16 protein-coding genes are annotated in these 16,553 nt (G+C 64.1%); 1 reads left to right on the top strand and 15 read right to left on the bottom strand.

Going from position 1 to position 16,553, the window contains the following annotated elements; genetic code table 11:
• Positions 1–256: 256 nt before the first annotated feature.
• The 10 genes from glmM to ybgC form a co-directional block, all read right to left on the bottom strand.
• Positions 257–1,603: a phosphoglucosamine mutase gene (gene glmM / locus MJ956_RS03990; RefSeq protein WP_253963187.1), complete on the bottom strand. Its 1,347-nt coding sequence runs from the start codon at positions 1,601–1,603 to the stop codon at positions 257–259.
• A 191-nt stretch (positions 1,604–1,794) separates the two neighbouring features.
• Positions 1,795–3,732 carry an ATP-dependent zinc metalloprotease FtsH gene (ftsH, locus tag MJ956_RS03985; protein WP_253963186.1) on the bottom strand — a complete coding sequence of 646 codons (1,938 nt, stop codon included), beginning with the start codon at positions 3,730–3,732 and terminating at the stop codon, positions 1,795–1,797.
• A gap of 41 nt (positions 3,733–3,773) precedes the next feature.
• Positions 3,774–5,099, bottom strand: a complete 1,326-nt coding sequence (tilS, locus tag MJ956_RS03980; RefSeq protein WP_253963185.1) for a tRNA lysidine(34) synthetase TilS — start codon at positions 5,097–5,099, stop codon at positions 3,774–3,776.
• 140 nt (positions 5,100–5,239) lie between these two features.
• Positions 5,240–6,235, bottom strand: coding sequence for a tol-pal system protein YbgF (gene ybgF / locus MJ956_RS03975; RefSeq protein ID WP_253963184.1), 996 nt, complete (start codon positions 6,233–6,235; stop codon positions 5,240–5,242).
• A gap of 209 nt (positions 6,236–6,444) precedes the next feature.
• Positions 6,445–6,966, bottom strand: a complete 522-nt coding sequence (pal, locus tag MJ956_RS03970; RefSeq protein ID WP_253963183.1) for a peptidoglycan-associated lipoprotein Pal — start codon at positions 6,964–6,966, stop codon at positions 6,445–6,447.
• A gap of 297 nt (positions 6,967–7,263) precedes the next feature.
• Entirely contained in the window at positions 7,264–8,574 is a 1,311-nt protein-coding gene (tolB, locus tag MJ956_RS03965) for a Tol-Pal system beta propeller repeat protein TolB (protein WP_253963182.1), read from the bottom strand.
• Positions 8,575–8,809: 235 nt separating this feature from the next.
• Positions 8,810–9,871, bottom strand: a complete 1,062-nt coding sequence (locus MJ956_RS03960; RefSeq protein WP_253963181.1) for a hypothetical protein — start codon at positions 9,869–9,871, stop codon at positions 8,810–8,812.
• Between the two features lie 16 nt (positions 9,872–9,887).
• Positions 9,888–10,334, bottom strand: coding sequence for a protein TolR (gene tolR, locus MJ956_RS03955; RefSeq protein ID WP_253963180.1), 447 nt, complete (start codon positions 10,332–10,334; stop codon positions 9,888–9,890).
• A 38-nt stretch (positions 10,335–10,372) separates the two neighbouring features.
• Positions 10,373–11,089, bottom strand: a complete 717-nt coding sequence (gene tolQ, locus MJ956_RS03950; RefSeq protein ID WP_253963179.1) for a protein TolQ — start codon at positions 11,087–11,089, stop codon at positions 10,373–10,375.
• A gap of 242 nt (positions 11,090–11,331) precedes the next feature.
• Positions 11,332–11,775, bottom strand: a complete 444-nt coding sequence (gene ybgC, locus MJ956_RS03945) for a tol-pal system-associated acyl-CoA thioesterase (protein WP_253963188.1) — start codon at positions 11,773–11,775, stop codon at positions 11,332–11,334.
• A gap of 313 nt (positions 11,776–12,088) precedes the next feature.
• Here ybgC and MJ956_RS03940 point away from each other — a divergent pair, with 313 nt between their 5' ends.
• A complete protein-coding gene (locus MJ956_RS03940; RefSeq protein ID WP_253963178.1) occupies positions 12,089–13,516 on the top strand; it encodes a DUF2254 domain-containing protein in 1,428 nt (475 codons plus the stop codon).
• Positions 13,517–13,558: 42 nt separating this feature from the next.
• Here the strand turns inward: MJ956_RS03940 and ruvB are convergent, their stop codons facing one another.
• The 5 genes from ruvB to MJ956_RS03915 all read right to left on the bottom strand — a co-directional run bounded on the left by ruvB (position 13,559) and on the right by MJ956_RS03915 (position 16,391).
• The gene (gene ruvB, locus MJ956_RS03935; RefSeq protein ID WP_253963177.1) at positions 13,559–14,605 is read right to left on the bottom strand and encodes a Holliday junction branch migration DNA helicase RuvB; all 1,047 of its coding nucleotides are present in this window, start codon (positions 14,603–14,605) and stop codon (positions 13,559–13,561) included.
• 10 nt (positions 14,606–14,615) lie between these two features.
• Positions 14,616–15,020 carry a PIN domain-containing protein gene (locus MJ956_RS03930; RefSeq protein ID WP_253963176.1) on the bottom strand — a complete coding sequence of 135 codons (405 nt, stop codon included), beginning with the start codon at positions 15,018–15,020 and terminating at the stop codon, positions 14,616–14,618.
• Positions 15,017–15,295: an AbrB/MazE/SpoVT family DNA-binding domain-containing protein gene (locus MJ956_RS03925; RefSeq protein ID WP_253963175.1), complete on the bottom strand. Its 279-nt coding sequence runs from the start codon at positions 15,293–15,295 to the stop codon at positions 15,017–15,019. The genes MJ956_RS03930 and MJ956_RS03925 overlap by 4 nt, the downstream gene beginning before the upstream one ends.
• A 62-nt stretch (positions 15,296–15,357) precedes the next feature.
• Positions 15,358–15,981, bottom strand: coding sequence for a Holliday junction branch migration protein RuvA (ruvA, locus tag MJ956_RS03920; protein ID WP_253963174.1), 624 nt, complete (start codon positions 15,979–15,981; stop codon positions 15,358–15,360).
• Positions 15,978–16,391 carry a type II toxin-antitoxin system VapC family toxin gene (locus tag MJ956_RS03915; RefSeq protein ID WP_253963173.1) on the bottom strand — a complete coding sequence of 138 codons (414 nt, stop codon included), beginning with the start codon at positions 16,389–16,391 and terminating at the stop codon, positions 15,978–15,980. Before MJ956_RS03915 ends, ruvA begins: the two co-directional genes overlap by 4 nt.
• Positions 16,392–16,553: the final 162 nt, after the last annotated feature.

Below are 16,553 nucleotides of genomic sequence, written 5' to 3'. Positions count from 1 at the left end.
CCTCTTGGATTGGAGCCGGCGGGATGTAGACCGGGGGCTCCTCGATGATATCGGCGGCGTTGGCGGTTGCTGCGAGGAAAGACAGTGCACCGACGACGGCGACGGTCGTCATAAGTCTCGAATTCATAGCGATCATCTCCGGTTCAATCGGCCGCCGGGATTGGCAAAGACCGTTACCTTAATGAACACGGTAAATCGCATTGGTTAACGCAGCGTTTACAGGTAAAAATTACCGTAAACTATATACAAAGCCTGTTTAGGCGGCAGCCTGCTTGAGAGCGCCGACGATATCATCGACGACGGACGAGACCAGTGCCCGATCGTCGCCTTCGGCCATCACCCGGATCAACGGTTCGGTTCCGGACGGGCGGATCACCAGCCGGCCGCTGTTGCCGAGGCGCTCGCGCCCGGCGCTGATCGCATCCTGCACGCGGTCTCGCTCCAAAGGCTCGCCGCCGGCGAACCTGACGTTCTTCAGAATCTGCGGCACCGGGTCGAACCGCCGGCAAACTTCCGACACCGTCCCCCCCTTTCGCTTGACGACGGCGAGCACCTGGAGCGCCGAGACGAGCCCGTCGCCTGTCGTACCGAAGTCGGAAAGGACGATGTGGCCGGACTGCTCACCGCCGACATTGTAGCCGTGTTCGCGCATATGTTCGACGACGTAACGATCGCCAACCTTGGTGCGCGCGAGTTGCAGGTGCCGAGCCTCCAGAAAACGTTCCAGCCCGAGATTCGACATGATCGTTGCGACGATGCCGCCGGCCGCGAGCCGACCATCCTCGGACCAGCTCTCGGCAATCACCGCCATCAGCTGATCTCCGTCGACGACCGATGCCCGTTCATCGACGATCAGCACGCGGTCGGCGTCGCCGTCGAGAGCGATCCCGATGTCCGCGCGAACTTCCTTTACCTTGGCCGCGAGCGTCGCCGGCGCGGTCGAACCGCAATTGTCGTTGATGTTCGTGCCGTCTGGGCTGATACCGATTTTTATGACTTCGGCCCCCAGTTCCCACAGAACCTCGGGCGCCACGCTGTAACCGGCGCCGTTGGCGCAATCGATCGCAACCCTGATTCCCTCGAGCGAAAGCTCTCGCGGCAAAGTCCGCTTGGCGAACTCGATATAGCGATCATGCACGCCGTCGACGCGCTTGGCACGCCCAAGCCGGCTGCCAGTGGCGAGGCGCGCGCTCAGATCCTCGTCGAGAAGGCCCTCGATGGTCCGTTCGATATCGTCCGAAAGCTTGTAGCCCTCCGGGCCGAACAGCTTGATGCCGTTGTCCTCGAACGGATTATGCGATGCGGAGATCATCACGCCGATGTCGGCGCGCAGCGACCGGGTCAACATCGCAACCGCAGGTGTCGGCATCGGACCGAGCAAAAAGACGTCCATGCCAGCCGATGTAAAGCCGGCAACCATCGCGTTCTCGATCATGTAGCTCGACAGGCGGGTGTCCTTGCCGATCACGACGCGGTGTCGGTAGCTGCCCCGCTGGAAGGCAAGCCCCGCGGCCATGCCGACCTTCATGGCGATTTCCGGCGTCATCGGATGACGGTTCGCGGTTCCGCGAATACCGTCGGTCCCGAAGTATTTTCTGCCCATCGATGATCCTGTCGTCAGCTGATGGTTACGCCCCGCCTCCCTCTTAGCGGACGGCGCAGCCTGCACACAATGTCGCACAAATCGGTTACCGGGACCTCTGCGACGGGCAGCCGTGCCCATCGCGTGTCCCGGTGACGAAAAAGAGCGACCATCGGCCGCTCTCTCTCGTCACTGATCCTATGGCCGAATGGTCAGGTCGGCTGGGGTTCGAGGCCGTCGCCGGCCTTGTCGTTACGCGGGCTCGCCGGACGACCGGTTCCGGCTTTCGGCACTGCGGAACCGCGTGACGGCGGCGTATCGTCGCCCATGTCGCGACTGAGCGGTCGGCCGGCCAGGAGATCATGAACCTCGTCACCGGAGAGGGTTTCGTATTCCAGCAATGCCTTGGCGATCATGTGGAGATCGTCGATGTGTTCGTTGAGGATGCGGCGCGCCTTGTTCTCGGCCGTCTCGATGATCTCCCGGACCTCCGAGTCGATCAGCCGCGCGGTGTCCTCGGACATGTTCTGCTGATGCGAAACCGAATGACCGAGGAACACCTCGTCCTGATTGTCCTTGTAGCGCAACCGGCCGAGCTTGTCGCTCATGCCGTATTCCATGACCATCGCGCGGGCCATGTTGGTCGCCTGCTGGATGTCGTTGGAGGCACCCGTGGTGACGTTGTCGAGTCCGTAGATGATCTCCTCGGCGGCGCGGCCACCGAAAATCATCGCCAACCGGGCTTCCATCTCGTTCTTGCGCATGCCGTAGCGGTCGCGCTCCGGCAAATTCATGGTAACGCCGAGCGCCCGACCACGCGGGATGATCGTCACCTTGTGCAGCGGATCGTTGAAAGGCTCGTAGATTCCGACGAGGGCGTGACCGGCCTCGTGATAGGCCGTCAGCTTCTTTTCCTCTTCGGTCATGGCCATGGAGCGCCGCTCGGCGCCCATCATGACCTTGTCCTTGGCGTCCTCGAACTCCAGCATGGTGACGAGCCGCTTGGCGCGACGCGCCGCCATCAGGGCCGCTTCGTTGACCAGATTGGCGAGATCGGCACCCGAGAAGCCGGGGGTTCCGCGCGCGATCGTCCTGAGATCGACATTCGGCGCCAGCGGCACGTTGCGGACATGGACCTTGAGAATCTTCTCGCGCCCGCCCACGTCCGGATTCGGCACCATCACCTGCCGGTCGAAACGGCCCGGCCGCAGCAGCGCCGGATCGAGAACGTCCGGGCGGTTGGTCGCCGCGATCAGGATGACCCCCTCGTTCGCCTCGAAGCCGTCCATCTCGACCAGCAACTGGTTCAGCGTCTGCTCACGCTCGTCATTGCCGCCGCCGAGACCGGCGCCGCGATGCCGTCCGACCGCGTCGATCTCGTCGATGAAGATGATGCAGGGGCTGTTCTTCTTGGCCTGCTCGAACATGTCGCGCACGCGGCTCGCGCCGACGCCGACGAACATCTCGACGAAGTCGGAGCCGGAGATCGTGAAGAACGGCACATTCGCCTCGCCTGCGACGGAGCGCGCCAGCAGGGTCTTACCGGTTCCCGGAGGGCCCACCAGCAGGACGCCACGGGGAATCTTGCCGCCCAGACGCTGGAATTTCTGCGGCTCGCGCAGGAACTCGACGATCTCCTCTAGATCCTGTTTCGCCTCGTCGACGCCCGCCACGTCCTGGAAGGTGACCCGGCCATGCGCCTCGGTCAAAAGCTTTGCTTTCGACTTGCCGAAGCCCATCGCCTTGCCGCCCGCGCCGCCCTGCATCTGCCGCATCAGGAAGATCCAGACCGCGAGAATCAGGAGGATCGGACCGAACGACAGAAGCATCGACCAGATCGGATTGGTGTTGTCGCCCGGCGGGGCGGCATTGATCTGGATGTTCTTCGACTCGAGCCGTCCGACCAGTTCCGGATCTTCCGGCGCGTAGGTCTGGAACGGCGCGGCGCCATCGGAATATTTTCCGCTGATCCGCGGTCCTTGGATGACAACCGATTGCACCCGGCCCGAATCGACATCGGACAGGAACTGCGAATAGGGAATTTCGCGGGTGCCAGCAGTCTGGGAGCCATTCGAAAACAGCTGGAACAGAGCGATCAAAAGCAGAGCGATGATCGCCCAGAGGGCGAAGTTTCGGAAATTCTGGTTCATCAGTCATCCTGGGATGGCCGCCCGAGACCGCTCAGACGATTTCATCGAAGATAGGTGGTGAGCCCGTCCTTGCCAACATCTTCGGGCGCTTTTGCGGCAAAATGCATGAGTGTCTCTGGCCCTTTGGTTACCGCACCCACCACCCCGGTCGCTGCCTCGCCCCGCGAAAGCGGCAGATCACGCATCAGGCGCCACGTGGTCAGCGGGACGGCTTCGAGCCGGCCGACCCCCGCGCCGGCCTTTCGCGCCAGCGCCGCCGGCACCGCGCTCAGAGCCGCCCCGACGGTCAGAACGGGCAAAGTTCGTTCGATCGGGTTACCCCGCCCCAGCGATCCGAAGGCCACGATCCGGGCACCTTGGTCAAGCTGATCGCGCGCCGGCCGGACATCGAAGCGACCATCGAAAACCACGTGGCTCGCGAGATTGGCGGGGGCGATCCCCGAGCGGCCGAACTCACGCGCGAACCTGACGCGGGATTGCGCGTCGACCAGCGCCCCCCCCAGCGACATCGCGATCCGGCCCCGCTTTTCCAAAAGGGCCTCGACCAGGCGTGTCACGGAACGGGCGCCGGGGGCATAGTCGCCGCCTGCGACAGCGGCGATGGCGCGCCGCGTCAGCAAGAACGCCGTCGGGCGTTCGATCGCCGCCAACGCCCCGCGATCGAACGTCAATGTGCCGTCGGGGCCAGCGACGAGTTCGCCCCTGGCCGCCATGGTGCTGATCGTATCCGCCAGCTTCACTTCGCCCGCGTCTCGCCGCGCGGCGTGGCGGGCGATCGCCCGTTGCAGCCCGCGCCGGTCAAAGTCACCAGCGGCCAACTGCTGACGCAGTCGCACGCGATGGTAGCGGGGGTCGGCATTGGTGGGATCGTCGACCGCCCCAATCCGCTCGGCGGCCACCGTCGCTTTCAGCCGGCCGCCCGGTACATCCAGAAATGGACGGACAAGGGCGATTCCCGGCGCGATGTCGCGAATCCGGCGCATGCCGGCCAAGCCGGTGTCGCCCGCCCCCCGCTCCCGCGCCAGAAGGTGCGTCTCCCACTGGTCGTCCTGATGATGCGCGGTCAGGATGACGGTCGCGCCGAGCAGGCGGGCCGCGTCGAGCAGTAGGCCGTAGCGGGCGCGGCGCGCGGCCGCGGGAAGGTTGCCGGTTCGAGTCGGCTCGGCCCAGCGCATCGTCCTATGCGGCAGAGCGAGTTTCCGGGCGATGCCTGCCACGAAATCCGCCTCGCTCGCAGATTGTGGGCGCAATCTGTGATCGACGGTCACGATGTCGAATTGGACGTCCGAGAGAAATGCGGTTTTTCGCGCTTCGCTCGCTGCAAGGAGCAGCGCCAGCGAGTCCGGACCGCCGGACACCGCAAGCACCGCGCGTTTCGGTCGGCCGACGCGAGTGGCGGCTTGCGTGATCGCGGTGGCGAAGCAATCGCAGAGTTCGCGCGGCGAAAGTGGTAGGACGCCCGGCGGAACCGGAACGCGGATATTGGCTGGGATGGCCGATTGCGCGTTCAGCAGTTTGCCGCCTTCGCCTCATCCGCCAGCTTGCTCTTCACGGTGGCGCTCATATTCGGATAGCGCCGCGCGACTTCCTTGAAGGTCACGCACGCCGTTTCGCGATTGTCGAGCTTGGCCAGCGACATGCCGAGCTTCAACATCATGTCCGGCGCCTTGCCGCTCTTCGGGTAATTCTTCTGGGCCTCGAGAAAGGTTTCCGCCGCATCGGCATATTTCTGCTGCTGGAACAGGCTCTCGCCCAGCCAATATTCCGCGTCCGGTGTATCCTCCGCATTCGGATAGGTCTGCGCGTATTGGCGAAACGACTGCTCGGCGAGTTGGTAATCGCCGGCCAGAAGATAATTGTAGGCAAGGGCGTACAGATCCCCCGCCCCTTCCGGCGTTACCGCTGCGACCGTGCTCGATGAACCGGTCGCGGGTACGTCCGGCGGGTTCCCGGTCGGCGCGTTGGCTGCCCCCATATCAAGGCCTCCATCGAGAATGCGGCCGATCCCATCGTCACTGGATGGATCTTTCGCCGGATCGCTGTGACCGGCTGCGGAGGGAGCCGCTGCCGGCGCACTTTCGCGAGCGGCCGTGCGAACCGGGGCGGAGTCCGCGGCGGGGGTGGCATCGCCGCGCCGTTCACCGGCCGAACCAGAGCCAGTCCCCTTTTCGATTTCCTGGAAACGGAACTCGTAGTCCTCCTGCCGCTTGCGCATGTCTTCCTGCGCCTGGAGCAATTGAAAGCTGAGTTCCTCCACCTTGCCGTTGAGCCGGCGGATTTCTTCCTCGAGATGATTGAGCCGGACGATCGCGTCGCCTGCCTGTGCCAGAAGGACCGGCCGTTCGCGATGTGAACAGGCGACATTCCCGTCGACAAAAGCTGCCTGCGCGCCGGTCCGATCCGCGATGAGACCGAACGCGGGTTCATAGGCCGATGCACCGGACGTACCGCCCATCAGCAAAGCAAGGCAGGAAGCGACAAGGATCGGCGGTCGGCAGGTCATGGACAACAATTCTCTCGACGACGGAAGGCTGACGCGATGCGACCCGATCGATTTGGCAACTCAGGTCGCGGTTTTTTCAACGCTTGATGGATTTTAGCATGGAACGAGCGAGTTCGGCCAAAGTTTGACGGCGCTAACAGTCTCTGCGCCCGCCAACGTGAAACGGCCCCGAAGGGCCGCCACGCGTCAATGCGGTCTCTGCGATCTCGTTAGCTTCCAGCGCCGCCGAGGACGGTGACAGCACGCCGGTTCTGCGACCAGCAGGAGATATCGTCGCAGACCGCGACCGGACGCTCCTTGCCGTAGGAAAGCGTCCGCATGCGATTGGCCGCAACGCCCCGCTGGGTGAGATAGTCGCGCGTGGCGGAAGCACGACGGGCGCCCAAGGCAAGGTTGTACTCGCGGGTGCCGCGCTCGTCCGCATGGCCTTCGATCACGATCGAATATTGCGGATACTGGTTCAGCCACTGCGCCTGGCGGGCCAGGGTCTGCTGGGCATCGGCGCGGATCGACGAGGAATCGGTGTCGAAGAACACGCGATCGCCGACATTGACAGTGAAGTCCTGGCTCGTGCCCGGCGCCGCTACTCCCCCGGCACCACCGGTGCCAAGACCGAGCCCCGCCGCATTGTCCGGCAGCCCGTCCTTCTTGTTGGCGCAGCCGGCGACCGCCAGGCTGGCGACGAGCACGAGCGCAATGCGGCTCTTAACCCCAAAAATGGTCCGGCGCATGGCCAGCTCCTTCAAATCAGACGAGTCCCTGTTACCCGACGTTTACCCTGCCGATGTTTAACGCGTCGTAAAAAAGCGGTCGGCTTGCGCCAATATCGTGCGGCGCCGATCCCATTGATTATCAGGGGATAGGGCGAGCTGGCGAGGCCCTCGCCGACTGGTGCACCGGTGACACATGGCCGACAATGGGCGCCGAAGCTTGCCCGGAACTGGCTGCCCCGGACATGAGACGGGTCTTGGGGTGGGTTCGATGTCGAACGGCCCCAACGGCGTGCCGCGTCGATGCGGTGGCAGCCTCTATTCGAGCGAGGGCGACCAGGCCGGATCCGACGCGTAGCCCGGAGTGGGGACCTTCTGCTCGTTATAGCCGGTGAGGTCGATCGAATAGAGCTGCGGCCCACCGCCGCCCTTGGCGTCGCGGAAGAACATCAAGACGCGGCCGTTCGGCGCCCAGGTCGGGCCCTCATTGTGGAAGCCGGACGTCAAGATGCGCTCGCCCGAGCCGTCGGGGCGCATGACGCCGATCTGGAACTGGCCACCGCTCTGCTTGGTGAAAGCGACGAGATCGCCGCGCGGCGACCAAACGGGGGTCGAATAGGAGCCGTCGCCGAAGGAGATGCGTTGCTGGCCGGAGCCGTCGGCGTTCATCACATACAGTTGCTGTCGGCCGCCGCGATCGGATTCGAACACGATGCGCTGGCCATCCGGCGAATAGGATGGCGAGGTGTCGATCGCCGCCGTCGAGGTCAGCCGGGTGGTCGCGCGCGAGCGCAGATCCATGGCGTAGATATTGGCGTTGCCGTCCTGCTGCAGGCTCATGATGACCTTCTGGCCGTCCGGCGAGAAGCGCGGCGAAAAGGTCATGCCGGGGAAGTTTCCGACGATTTCGCGCTGGCCGGTCTCCAGTTGCAGAAGATAAACCCGCGGCTCGCCATCGCCGAACGACATATAGGTGACTTCCTGCCGGCTCGGCGAAAAGCGCGGCGTCAGGACGAGATCGTTACCCTGGGTGAGAAAGCGCACATTGGCGCCGTCCTGGTCCATGATAGCCAGCCGTTTGACCCGCTTGTCCTTGGCGCCGCTCTCGGAAACGAAGACGATCCGCGTATCGAAGTAGCCCTTTTCTCCCGTCAGTCGCTGGTAGATCGCGTCGGCGATGATGTGCGCGACCCGGCGCCAGTTCTCCGGATTTGTATAGAATTGCTGGCCGTCGAGCTGCTGACCGGCGAAGGTGTCCCAGAGCCGGAACTCGACCCTAAGGCGCCCGTCCGCTTCCGGCGTTACACGGCCAACGACGAGCGCCTGAGCGTTGATGACCGTCCAGTCGGTAAAGGTCGGGCTTGTGTCGACGGTCAGTCCCTTCTGGATGAAGGCGGATTGGTCGATGGGCGCGAACAGCCCCGAGCGCTTCAGATCGGCCTGGATCACACTTGAAATCTGCTGACCGATCCCGTCCTGCGACTGGAAGTCGGTGATCGCGATCGGCAGCGGCTCGACATTGCCTTGCGTGATATCGATTTCGACGACCGCCGAGGCCGGTGCCGCGAACAGGATGGCACCGGCGATCGCCGCGATGGCCACAAGAACGCCTCTGATGCTCGTTTTCATTCCACGATCTTCCGTTGAGTTCGAAGGCTGCAAGGCCGCCGGGCGTCCGCGCCTTATTGTTTGAATTGCCACCAGCTCGACCCCCGTGACTGGCATCGGGCGTGATCCGACACGGTCATCGCTGTTCGGGCTCGCATGGCCCGATGGCACCGTCTCGGCCGTCCTAACACGCAATCAGGAGATTGTATGACGCCGCCGGACGCTTCGCCGCGCGGCCGATAGCTTGCGTTTCGCATCAGAACATCTGGCTCGGATCGAAGTTGACGACGACATCGGCCCAGGTCTCGTACTTCTCGGCCGGCAGGTTGTACGGCGCGCAACGCTGAACCGCGCGCAAGGCGGCTTCACCCGCGATGCGCTCGATCATCGAGCTGCCGCCGCCATCGACGATTTCCGGTCGCGCTTCAAGCTGACCGGACGAATCGAGGCGCATCTGGATCGAAATCCGCAGCGAACCGGCTTCCGACACGCCGGACGGCGGCGACCAGCATCGCTGAATCTGCCCGCGCAGCGCATCGAGTTCGCCTTGGGAAAGCTTGGCGCCGGTCTGGCGCTCGGTCCCGAGCGAGGCTTGCTCCTCGGAACGCTTCGCGCCGCCGCCGGCCGATTGCTCCTTGTTCAGCAGCGCGGCGATCTTGTCGGCGTCGAATTGGCTCTCCTCCGGCGTCCGCCTCTCGGTGGTCCTGGTCTCTTTCGCCGGCTCCGGCTTCTTCGGCTCGGTCTGGTTTTCCGCAACCACCGGAGCCGGCGGCTTGGGCTTCGTCGAGGGCACCGGCACGTTCTGCGGCAACGGTGGCTCGGCCGGAGCCGCCTCGGCGGACGCGATGGCCTGCTCGACCGCATCGACCGGCGGCGGTGTTTCCGCCGGCGTTTCCGCTGTCACCGGATCAGAGGGTGGAGGCGGCGTATCGGCCGGAGGTGGCGGCGTGGGTTCCGGTTCGGGCTGCGGCTCGGGAGCCGGCGCTTCGGCGGGTTTTGCCGCCGCGGCCTGTTCGCTCATCTTCGGTCGGTCGACGGGCGTCGGCGGCGTCTCCAGATCGGCCTCGTTGTCGCCGACATTTTCGGCCGGCATCGGCAGCGTCTGCGGCTTTTCCGTCGGCTTGGGCGCCGGCGTCTCGGTCATCGGCGCATCCTTTGCGCCGACCATCGACTGCGACAGCGACTCGATCGGCACGATCTCGACCGGGAAGGACTCGATGCTCGCGACCTCCAGCGGCTCGGGCGCCGACAGCGACCAAAGTCCCCAGGTCAGGACCGCCGTATGCAGGATCGTGGAGACAACGACGCCGGATTTCATGGAGACCCGATTTGGCTCAAGCGTTAAGGTCTTGGTCGGTGACGAGACCGATATTGCGGAAACCGGCCGCCGAGATCCGCGCCATGACCTTCATCACCGTGCCGTAATCCGCGGCGCGGTCGCCGCGCACGAAAATCCGCTCCTCGTAGCCGGCCGCCGCAACCGCTTCGAGCTTGGCCACGACCTCGTCGATCGGAATCTCGGAATCGTTGAGATAAACCGCGCCACTGGAATTCACCGAGATGGTGATCGGCTGAGTTTCGGAATTCAGCGCCTTGGCCTGTGTTTCCGGCAGCTCGATCGGCACGCCGACCGTCAACAGGGGTGCCGCGACCATGAAGATGATCAGCAGCACCAGCATCACGTCGACCATCGGCGTGACGTTGATTTCGCTCATCGGCTGGCGCCGACCGCGGCGACGGCGCGATCCCGGAGACCGTCCTGATCCCGCTGACATGCCCATGGCTGCTTACCTTTCCGGCCGTAAACGGCCGCTCTCGCCTATCGCGACGTCAGCTTCTCGTCGATCTGTCGGGACAGGATCGCCGAGAATTCGTCCGCGAAGGCTTCGAGCCGCATCCCCAGCTTGCCGACATCCGACGACAGCTTGTTGTAGGCGACGACGGCCGGAATTGCGGCGACCAGGCCGATAGCCGTCGCCAGCAGCGCCTCTGCGATACCCGGCGCGACGACGGCGAGACTGGTCTGTTGCGAACCGGCGATCGCCTGGAACGACGTCATGATGCCGATGACCGTGCCGAAAAGTCCGACGAATGGCGCCGCCGAGCCGATGGTCGCCAGGAACCCCAGACGCGATTCCAGGCTGTCCATCTCGCGCGCCAATGTCACATCCATGGCCTTGTCGATGCGGGTTTGCAGGCCAAGCGGCGAGCGGGCCCCCTTCTCGAACGACTTCTTCCATTCGCGCATCGCAGCGACGAACAGCGCGCCCATTCCCGACGTCTTGCGTTCGGACAGACTGTGATAGAGTTCCTCGAGCGATTGGCCGGACCAGAAATTGGCTTCGAATTTGTTGAGCTGGCGGCGGAAGCGGCCGTAGCGCATCGACTTGTCGACGATGATCGCCCAGGTCCAGACCGACGCGAAAAGCAGTCCGATCATGACCAGCTTGACCACGAAGCCCGCCTGCCAGAACAAATCCCAAAGCGACACCGTACCAGCGGCGGCTAGCGCTCCCTGAACGACTTCTCCGTCCATTCCCCAACATCCTCGAAATGCAGAACCATCGGCATGACAACCCGTGATGGGTGGCCCCTGCCCTGAGTGCGACCCGCTCGAGATCGGCCGATCATACCGTCCGCTCGCGTAAACCCTTGATGCCCTTTCACAAGCGAATCCGGTGAAAGAATGGCGCGGCTTGCGTAAGACTGGTTCAATTTGATTGATGCATCGGTAGGGTTAACGATCCGTTAGCGCCCGATCGGCTGCTCGGGCGATGCTCAATCCGCCCCCGGCTCCAGTTGCGTCAGGATCGCGGGAGGCATCCGCATCGGCTTGCCCTCGGGCGAGATCACCGCCACCTTGACCTTCGCCTCGATCAGCACCTCCTCGCCGCGCGTAATGCGTTGGGCCAGCAGGATGCGTGCGCCGCCGAGATGCTGCGTTCTGGTTTCCACGGTCACGACGTCGTCGATCCGCGCCGGCCGCAGGAAATCGATATCCATGTGCCGGACCGCGAAGGCGATCGGGGTCCCAAACCTGCCGGCCAACAGTTCGCCGTGGCCGATCCCCTTGAGCCGCAGGAAATCCGAGCGCCCGCGCTCGAGGAAATGCAGATAGCGCGCGTGATAGACGACTCCGGAGAAGTCCGTGTCCTCGAAATAGACGCGGACCTGCAATTCGTGGCCGCTCGGCGTGAGGCGGCCAGCCAATTGATCGGTCATCAAGTGCCCCTCATTCGCACGCCGCCCCGGCAGTTCGGCTTGGTCGGCTCGCCGCGCATCCACCGCCTGGTCACCTTCTACCCACCCGCAGTGACTTTCCGCATATCCGACGACGCCGGACCGGACAAGGCTATCCCGCGGTCCCATGCCGGCAAAGCGATCGGCCTCGAAATGGCGTGCGATCGCTGCGATTTCTCGCATGTGCGTCGGCCATCCTCGTGCCGGATGGACGAGGCAGTGCAGTGACTTGCAGCATGAGGCGGGCCGTATAGATCATAGGCCTCATTCCACGATCTCCGGCATTCGAGGCCCAATGCGCGCACTTTTCCTCCAATATTACGAGCGCATCGGCGCCAGCTATTGGTTCATTCCCTCCATCATGGCCATCGGCGCCGCGATCCTGGCCTTCGTGCTGATCGAGATCGACCTGCGTGTCCCGCCGGACGCGTTCGGCGACAATCCCTTCTTCTTCGCCACGCAGCCAGATGGTGCCCGTTCGATCCTGTCGGCGATCGGCGGCTCGATGATCGGCGTCGCCGGCACGGTGTTCTCGGTAACCATGGCGACCGTCGTCTTCGCCTCCGGAAGCTATGGCCCCCGCCTGCTCACCAACTTCATGAACGATCGCGGCAACCAGGTCACGCTCGGGGTCTTCGTCGCCACCTTCGTCTATTCGATGCTGGTGCTGCGCAGCGTTCGCGACGGCGGCAGCGAGGACATCTACGCCGCGATGTTCGTGCCCAACATCGCAATCTTCGGCGCCATCGTGTTGGCGATCGGGTCCATCGGCATCCTGATCTTCTTCATCCACCATGTGCCGTCGACCATCCACATTTCGAACGTCATCGCTGGCATCGGCAAGGGTCTGCTTCGCGATATCAGCGGCCGCTTTCCGAAAAACCTCGGCGAACCCGCCGAAGACCAGGACCGCGCCAATATTTTATGGCAGGTACCCGCCTGCTTTCGGTCGGATGCCGCGGACGACGCCTTGCTAGCCCCCTATCGCGAGATCGCGGCGGACTACACCGGCTATATCCAGGTCATCGACTACGAGACCTTGATGCGCGCCGCCCGCGATCATGACATCGTTGTGAGGATGAATTGCCGACCGGGCACCTTCGCGCATGCCGGCCGGATTCTTTTCGAGGCTTGGCCGAGCGAACGGGTGACGGATGAGGCACGCGGCGCCCTCGTCGCCGCGATCGCCCTCGGTCAGACCCGTAGCGTGACGCAGGACCTTCTCTTCCTGTTCGATGAACTGGTTGAGATCGCGGCCCGGGCCCTTTCGCCCGGCGTCAACGATCCCTTCACCGCGCTCACCTGCCTTGACTGGCTAACCGCCGCGATGTCCGAGCTGGCGGGGCGTTCACCGCCGGATTCGCTCCGCGTCGACGAGGACCACAAGCTCCGCGTGATCGGCGGATCGATGGCCTTTGCCGGCTATGTCGACCATTCCTTCGGCCATTTGCGCCAATACGCGGCCACCGACATGATCGCGGCCGAGCATTTCATCGACTGTCTGGCGCGGGTCTTGCCAGCCTGCCGGAAGCCTGAGGAATTACGTGCGCTCCACGACCAGAAGGAAGCCTTGCTGGCCCTCGCCCGCAAAGGCCTCGACAGCGCGTCGCTCGAAACCGTCGAGGCGGCCGGCCGGCGGTTCGACCAGCAACTCGCCCACCCTCGGCTCAGATCCGCGCATCGCGGGACTTTCTCATCCCATACACCGGAGCCGACGGCTTAGCGCCGGCCGCGCGTCAGGCGCCGAAGCGCCCCATGGTCATGTTCAGCCGGCGGCATCGTCCTCTTCGAACAGCCCCGCCTGCGTCCCCTGGTAGGCCGGGGGTAAGGCGAGGCCGATATGCCGGAACGCATGCTGGGTCAAAAGCCGGCCGCGCGGCGTACGCTGGATGAAGCCCTGCTGGAGCAAATAGGGCTCGACGATGTCTTCGATAGCGTCGCGCGGCTCCGAAAGCGCCGCGGCGATGGTCTCGATCCCGACGGGGCCGCCGCCGAAATTCAGCGCGATGAGGTCGAGATAGCGCCGGTCGAGCTGGTCGAGACCGAGACTGTCGACCTCCAGACGTGTCAGCGCCGCGTCGGCGACCTTGCGGTCGACCTCGCTCACCCCCGCGACATCGGCGAAATCGCGGACCCGCCGCAACAGCCGGCCGGCGATACGGGGCGTGCCGCGTGCCCGGCGGGCGATTTCCCGCCCGCCCTCTTCGGCCATCGGCAGGCCCATCAGCCGGGCGCCGCGCCTGACGATGTGTTCAAGCTCCTCGACCGTGTAGAAATTCAGCCGTACCGGGATACCGAAGCGGTCGCGCAAGGGCGTCGTCAGGAGCCCCACCCGCGTCGTCGCGGCGACGAGGGTGAATTTCGACAGGTCGATCTTCACCGAACGCGCCGCCGGCCCCTCGCCGATGATCAGATCGAGCTGGAAGTCCTCCATCGCCGGATAGAGAATCTCCTCGACCGCGGGGCTGAGCCGATGGATCTCGTCGATGAACAGGACATCGCGTTCTTCCAGATTCGTCAAAAGCGCGGCGAGATCGCCGGCCTTGGCGATGACCGGTCCCGATGTGGAGCGAAAATTGACGCCGAGTTCCTTGGCCATGATCTGCGCCAGCGTCGTCTTGCCGAGGCCGGGCGGGCCGACGAAGAGCACATGGTCGAGCGCCTCCCCTCGGGTCTTCGCCGCCTCGATGAACACCTTGAGGTTGGCGCGCGCCGCCGCCTGGCCGACGAAATCGTCGAGCCGCTGCGGCCGCAGCGTGGCGTCGATGTCCTCGCCGCGCTGATCCGGGGTGATGAGCCGGGTGTCGCTCATGAAAACACGATCATGTCAGCAGTTCCATGCTCGCCAAATCTCTGGCGGCGTTCCGATCAAATGTCACCGTTCTCGCGCAGCCCTGTCCGTGATGGCGTTCGGCAATCACAGCATCGGAGAAATCGACATTGCCTTCCTCGAACATCGAGAGGCATCGCACAATCGTATCGAAATCCTCGAAAATCAAAGAGCCTGCCTCGAGTAGCTCGAAGAGCGTTTGCGACAGTTCGTTTCGCGGCAACTGATAGCGCGTTCGCAGCACCCAAAAGAGCTCGAGTATCACCGGAACTCCGACGAACCCTTGTTCGGTAGGCGTCAGTTTTGACAGAAACCGCCGGGCCGCCGGTGACTGCACGGAATCATCGTTCAAAAGCGCCCGCAACAGAACATTGGTGTCGATGCCGACGACATTCATGTGCCGCGCGGCTCTTCCTCGAGATCGTCACTGTCGAGATGAGCGCTGATACCGGCACCAATCGCCGCATCATAATCCTGCAGCGTGGTATCAGGTTTGGCGTAGGCCGACAGCCGTCCATAGAGCGTGTCGACTGGCCGGTTCCTCGGCACCAGCCTGACGTCGCGCCCCACGGTGACAAATTCAACCCTGTCTCCTTCCCGCAGTTTCAGATGCTCGCGCATGGCCTTCGGCAAGGTCAGTTGTCCCTTCGACGTAATCGTAGCGGATGTCATACAGCATCTCCGATTTCCTTACATTTTTAAACTAGTAAGGATTTCCCCGTCGCACAACCCGCCTAGCCGCGGCTCAGAACTTTCAGCCCCAGCCGGATCAGCGTCGCCGAATCGGCGTCTTCGGCCCCGTCCCGCGCGGCTGAGGCCACGGCATTGGCCGCCTGGTCCCGCGCATAGCCGAGATTGACCAAGGCCGAGACCGCATCGGTGATCGGCGCCGGCGCGACGCCTTCGCCAAGCTCGCGTTTCAGCCCGAAGCTTTCGTCCGAGCCGGCGCCGGAAAAGGCCGGCACCTTGTCCTTCAGTTCCGCGACGATGCGCGCCGCGACCTTCGGCCCGACTCCCGGCGCGCGTGCCACCATCGCCTTGTCCTGCAGCGCGATCGCGTTGGCCAGATCGCCGCTCGACAGCGTGCCGGTCACCGCCAGCGCCACCCTTGCGCCGACGCCCTGAACGGTCTGCAGCAGCCGGAACCAGTCCCGCTCGGCGGCGGAGGAAAAGCCGTAGAGCCGGATCATGTCCTCGCGGACATACGTCTCGACGAAGAGTACGATCGCCTCGTCCGGCCCGGGCAGGGACGCCAGGGTGCGCGTCCCGCAATAGGCGATGTAGCCGACGTCGTGAACGTCCACGACCACATGGTCCTCGCCGATCTCGTCGACGGTGCCCTTCAGCTTTCCGATCACGGGTGGGTCTCCGGCGAAATGATCTCGAGATCGGGAAAATAACTTCGGTAGCGGGACGCATCCCGTGTCAGCAGCCGGTGGCCGCGAACGAGCGCGTGCGCGCCGATGTAGAAATCCGGGAGCGGCGAACGCTTCTCGCCCCCATCCCGCCGGTAGGCCAGAAAGGCTTTGCCTGCAGGATGGGCTGCGTTCCAAGGCAGCCGTTCGTAGTCGAACAGCGCTGGCTCGAGCACCGCTCTTACGTCTGCCTCGCTTCGGTAGCCCACGGAAAACTCGGCGAAGATCAATGGATTGATCACCAGACGGCCCTGTCGACGAAGATTCGCGATTCGCGCGACGGACCATTCGTGCCACGCCTGCGCCCGTCCATAGAGGTCGATTAGAATACTGGTATCGCAAACGGCGGCCATCGCACCGTTCAGTCCCGCAGCAGGCGGATGACATCGTCCGCCTGCAAGCCGTCGAGATCGAAACTGCCGCTATGGCGCGCAATATTTCGCAGCAGCCGCAACGCCGGATCGACGCTTGCATCGTCCGACGCGCGCTTTTCAAGCAGCACCTCGGTCCCGCGA

The sequence above is a fragment of the Aurantimonas marianensis genome (assembly GCF_024195285.1).
In the GTDB taxonomy this organism is placed as follows: Bacteria; Pseudomonadota; Alphaproteobacteria; order Rhizobiales; family Rhizobiaceae; genus Aurantimonas; species Aurantimonas marianensis.
The sequence above is the reverse complement of the archived record's forward strand: the minus strand, read 5'-3'. Positions and strand labels throughout refer to the sequence as shown.

What these genes read in the sequence shown, in the direction of transcription:
- glmM (WP_253963187.1), bottom strand. Translation starts at nt 1,603, where the DNA reads ATGGGCAGAAAATACTTCGGGACCGACGGTATTCGCGGAACCGCGAAC.
- MJ956_RS03925 (WP_253963175.1), bottom strand. Translation starts at nt 15,295, where the DNA reads ATGACATCCGCTACGATTACGTCGAAGGGACAACTGACCTTGCCGAAG.
- pal (WP_253963183.1), bottom strand. Translation starts at nt 6,966, where the DNA reads ATGCGCCGGACCATTTTTGGGGTTAAGAGCCGCATTGCGCTCGTGCTC.
- ruvB (WP_253963177.1), bottom strand. Translation starts at nt 14,605, where the DNA reads ATGAGCGACACCCGGCTCATCACCCCGGATCAGCGCGGCGAGGACATC.
- ftsH (WP_253963186.1), bottom strand. Translation starts at nt 3,732, where the DNA reads ATGAACCAGAATTTCCGAAACTTCGCCCTCTGGGCGATCATCGCTCTG.
- tolR (WP_253963180.1), bottom strand. Translation starts at nt 10,334, where the DNA reads ATGGGCATGTCAGCGGGATCAGGACGGTCTCCGGGATCGCGCCGTCGC.
- MJ956_RS03915 (WP_253963173.1), bottom strand. Translation starts at nt 16,391, where the DNA reads ATGGCCGCCGTTTGCGATACCAGTATTCTAATCGACCTCTATGGACGG.
- MJ956_RS03930 (WP_253963176.1), bottom strand. Translation starts at nt 15,020, where the DNA reads ATGAATGTCGTCGGCATCGACACCAATGTTCTGTTGCGGGCGCTTTTG.
- ybgC (WP_253963188.1), bottom strand. Translation starts at nt 11,775, where the DNA reads ATGACCGATCAATTGGCTGGCCGCCTCACGCCGAGCGGCCACGAATTG.
- tolB (WP_253963182.1), bottom strand. Translation starts at nt 8,574, where the DNA reads ATGAAAACGAGCATCAGAGGCGTTCTTGTGGCCATCGCGGCGATCGCC.
- tolQ (WP_253963179.1), bottom strand. Translation starts at nt 11,089, where the DNA reads ATGGACGGAGAAGTCGTTCAGGGAGCGCTAGCCGCCGCTGGTACGGTG.
- MJ956_RS03940 (WP_253963178.1), top strand. Translation starts at nt 12,089, where the DNA reads ATGCGCGCACTTTTCCTCCAATATTACGAGCGCATCGGCGCCAGCTAT.
- ybgF (WP_253963184.1), bottom strand. Translation starts at nt 6,235, where the DNA reads ATGACCTGCCGACCGCCGATCCTTGTCGCTTCCTGCCTTGCTTTGCTG.
- MJ956_RS03960 (WP_253963181.1), bottom strand. Translation starts at nt 9,871, where the DNA reads ATGAAATCCGGCGTCGTTGTCTCCACGATCCTGCATACGGCGGTCCTG.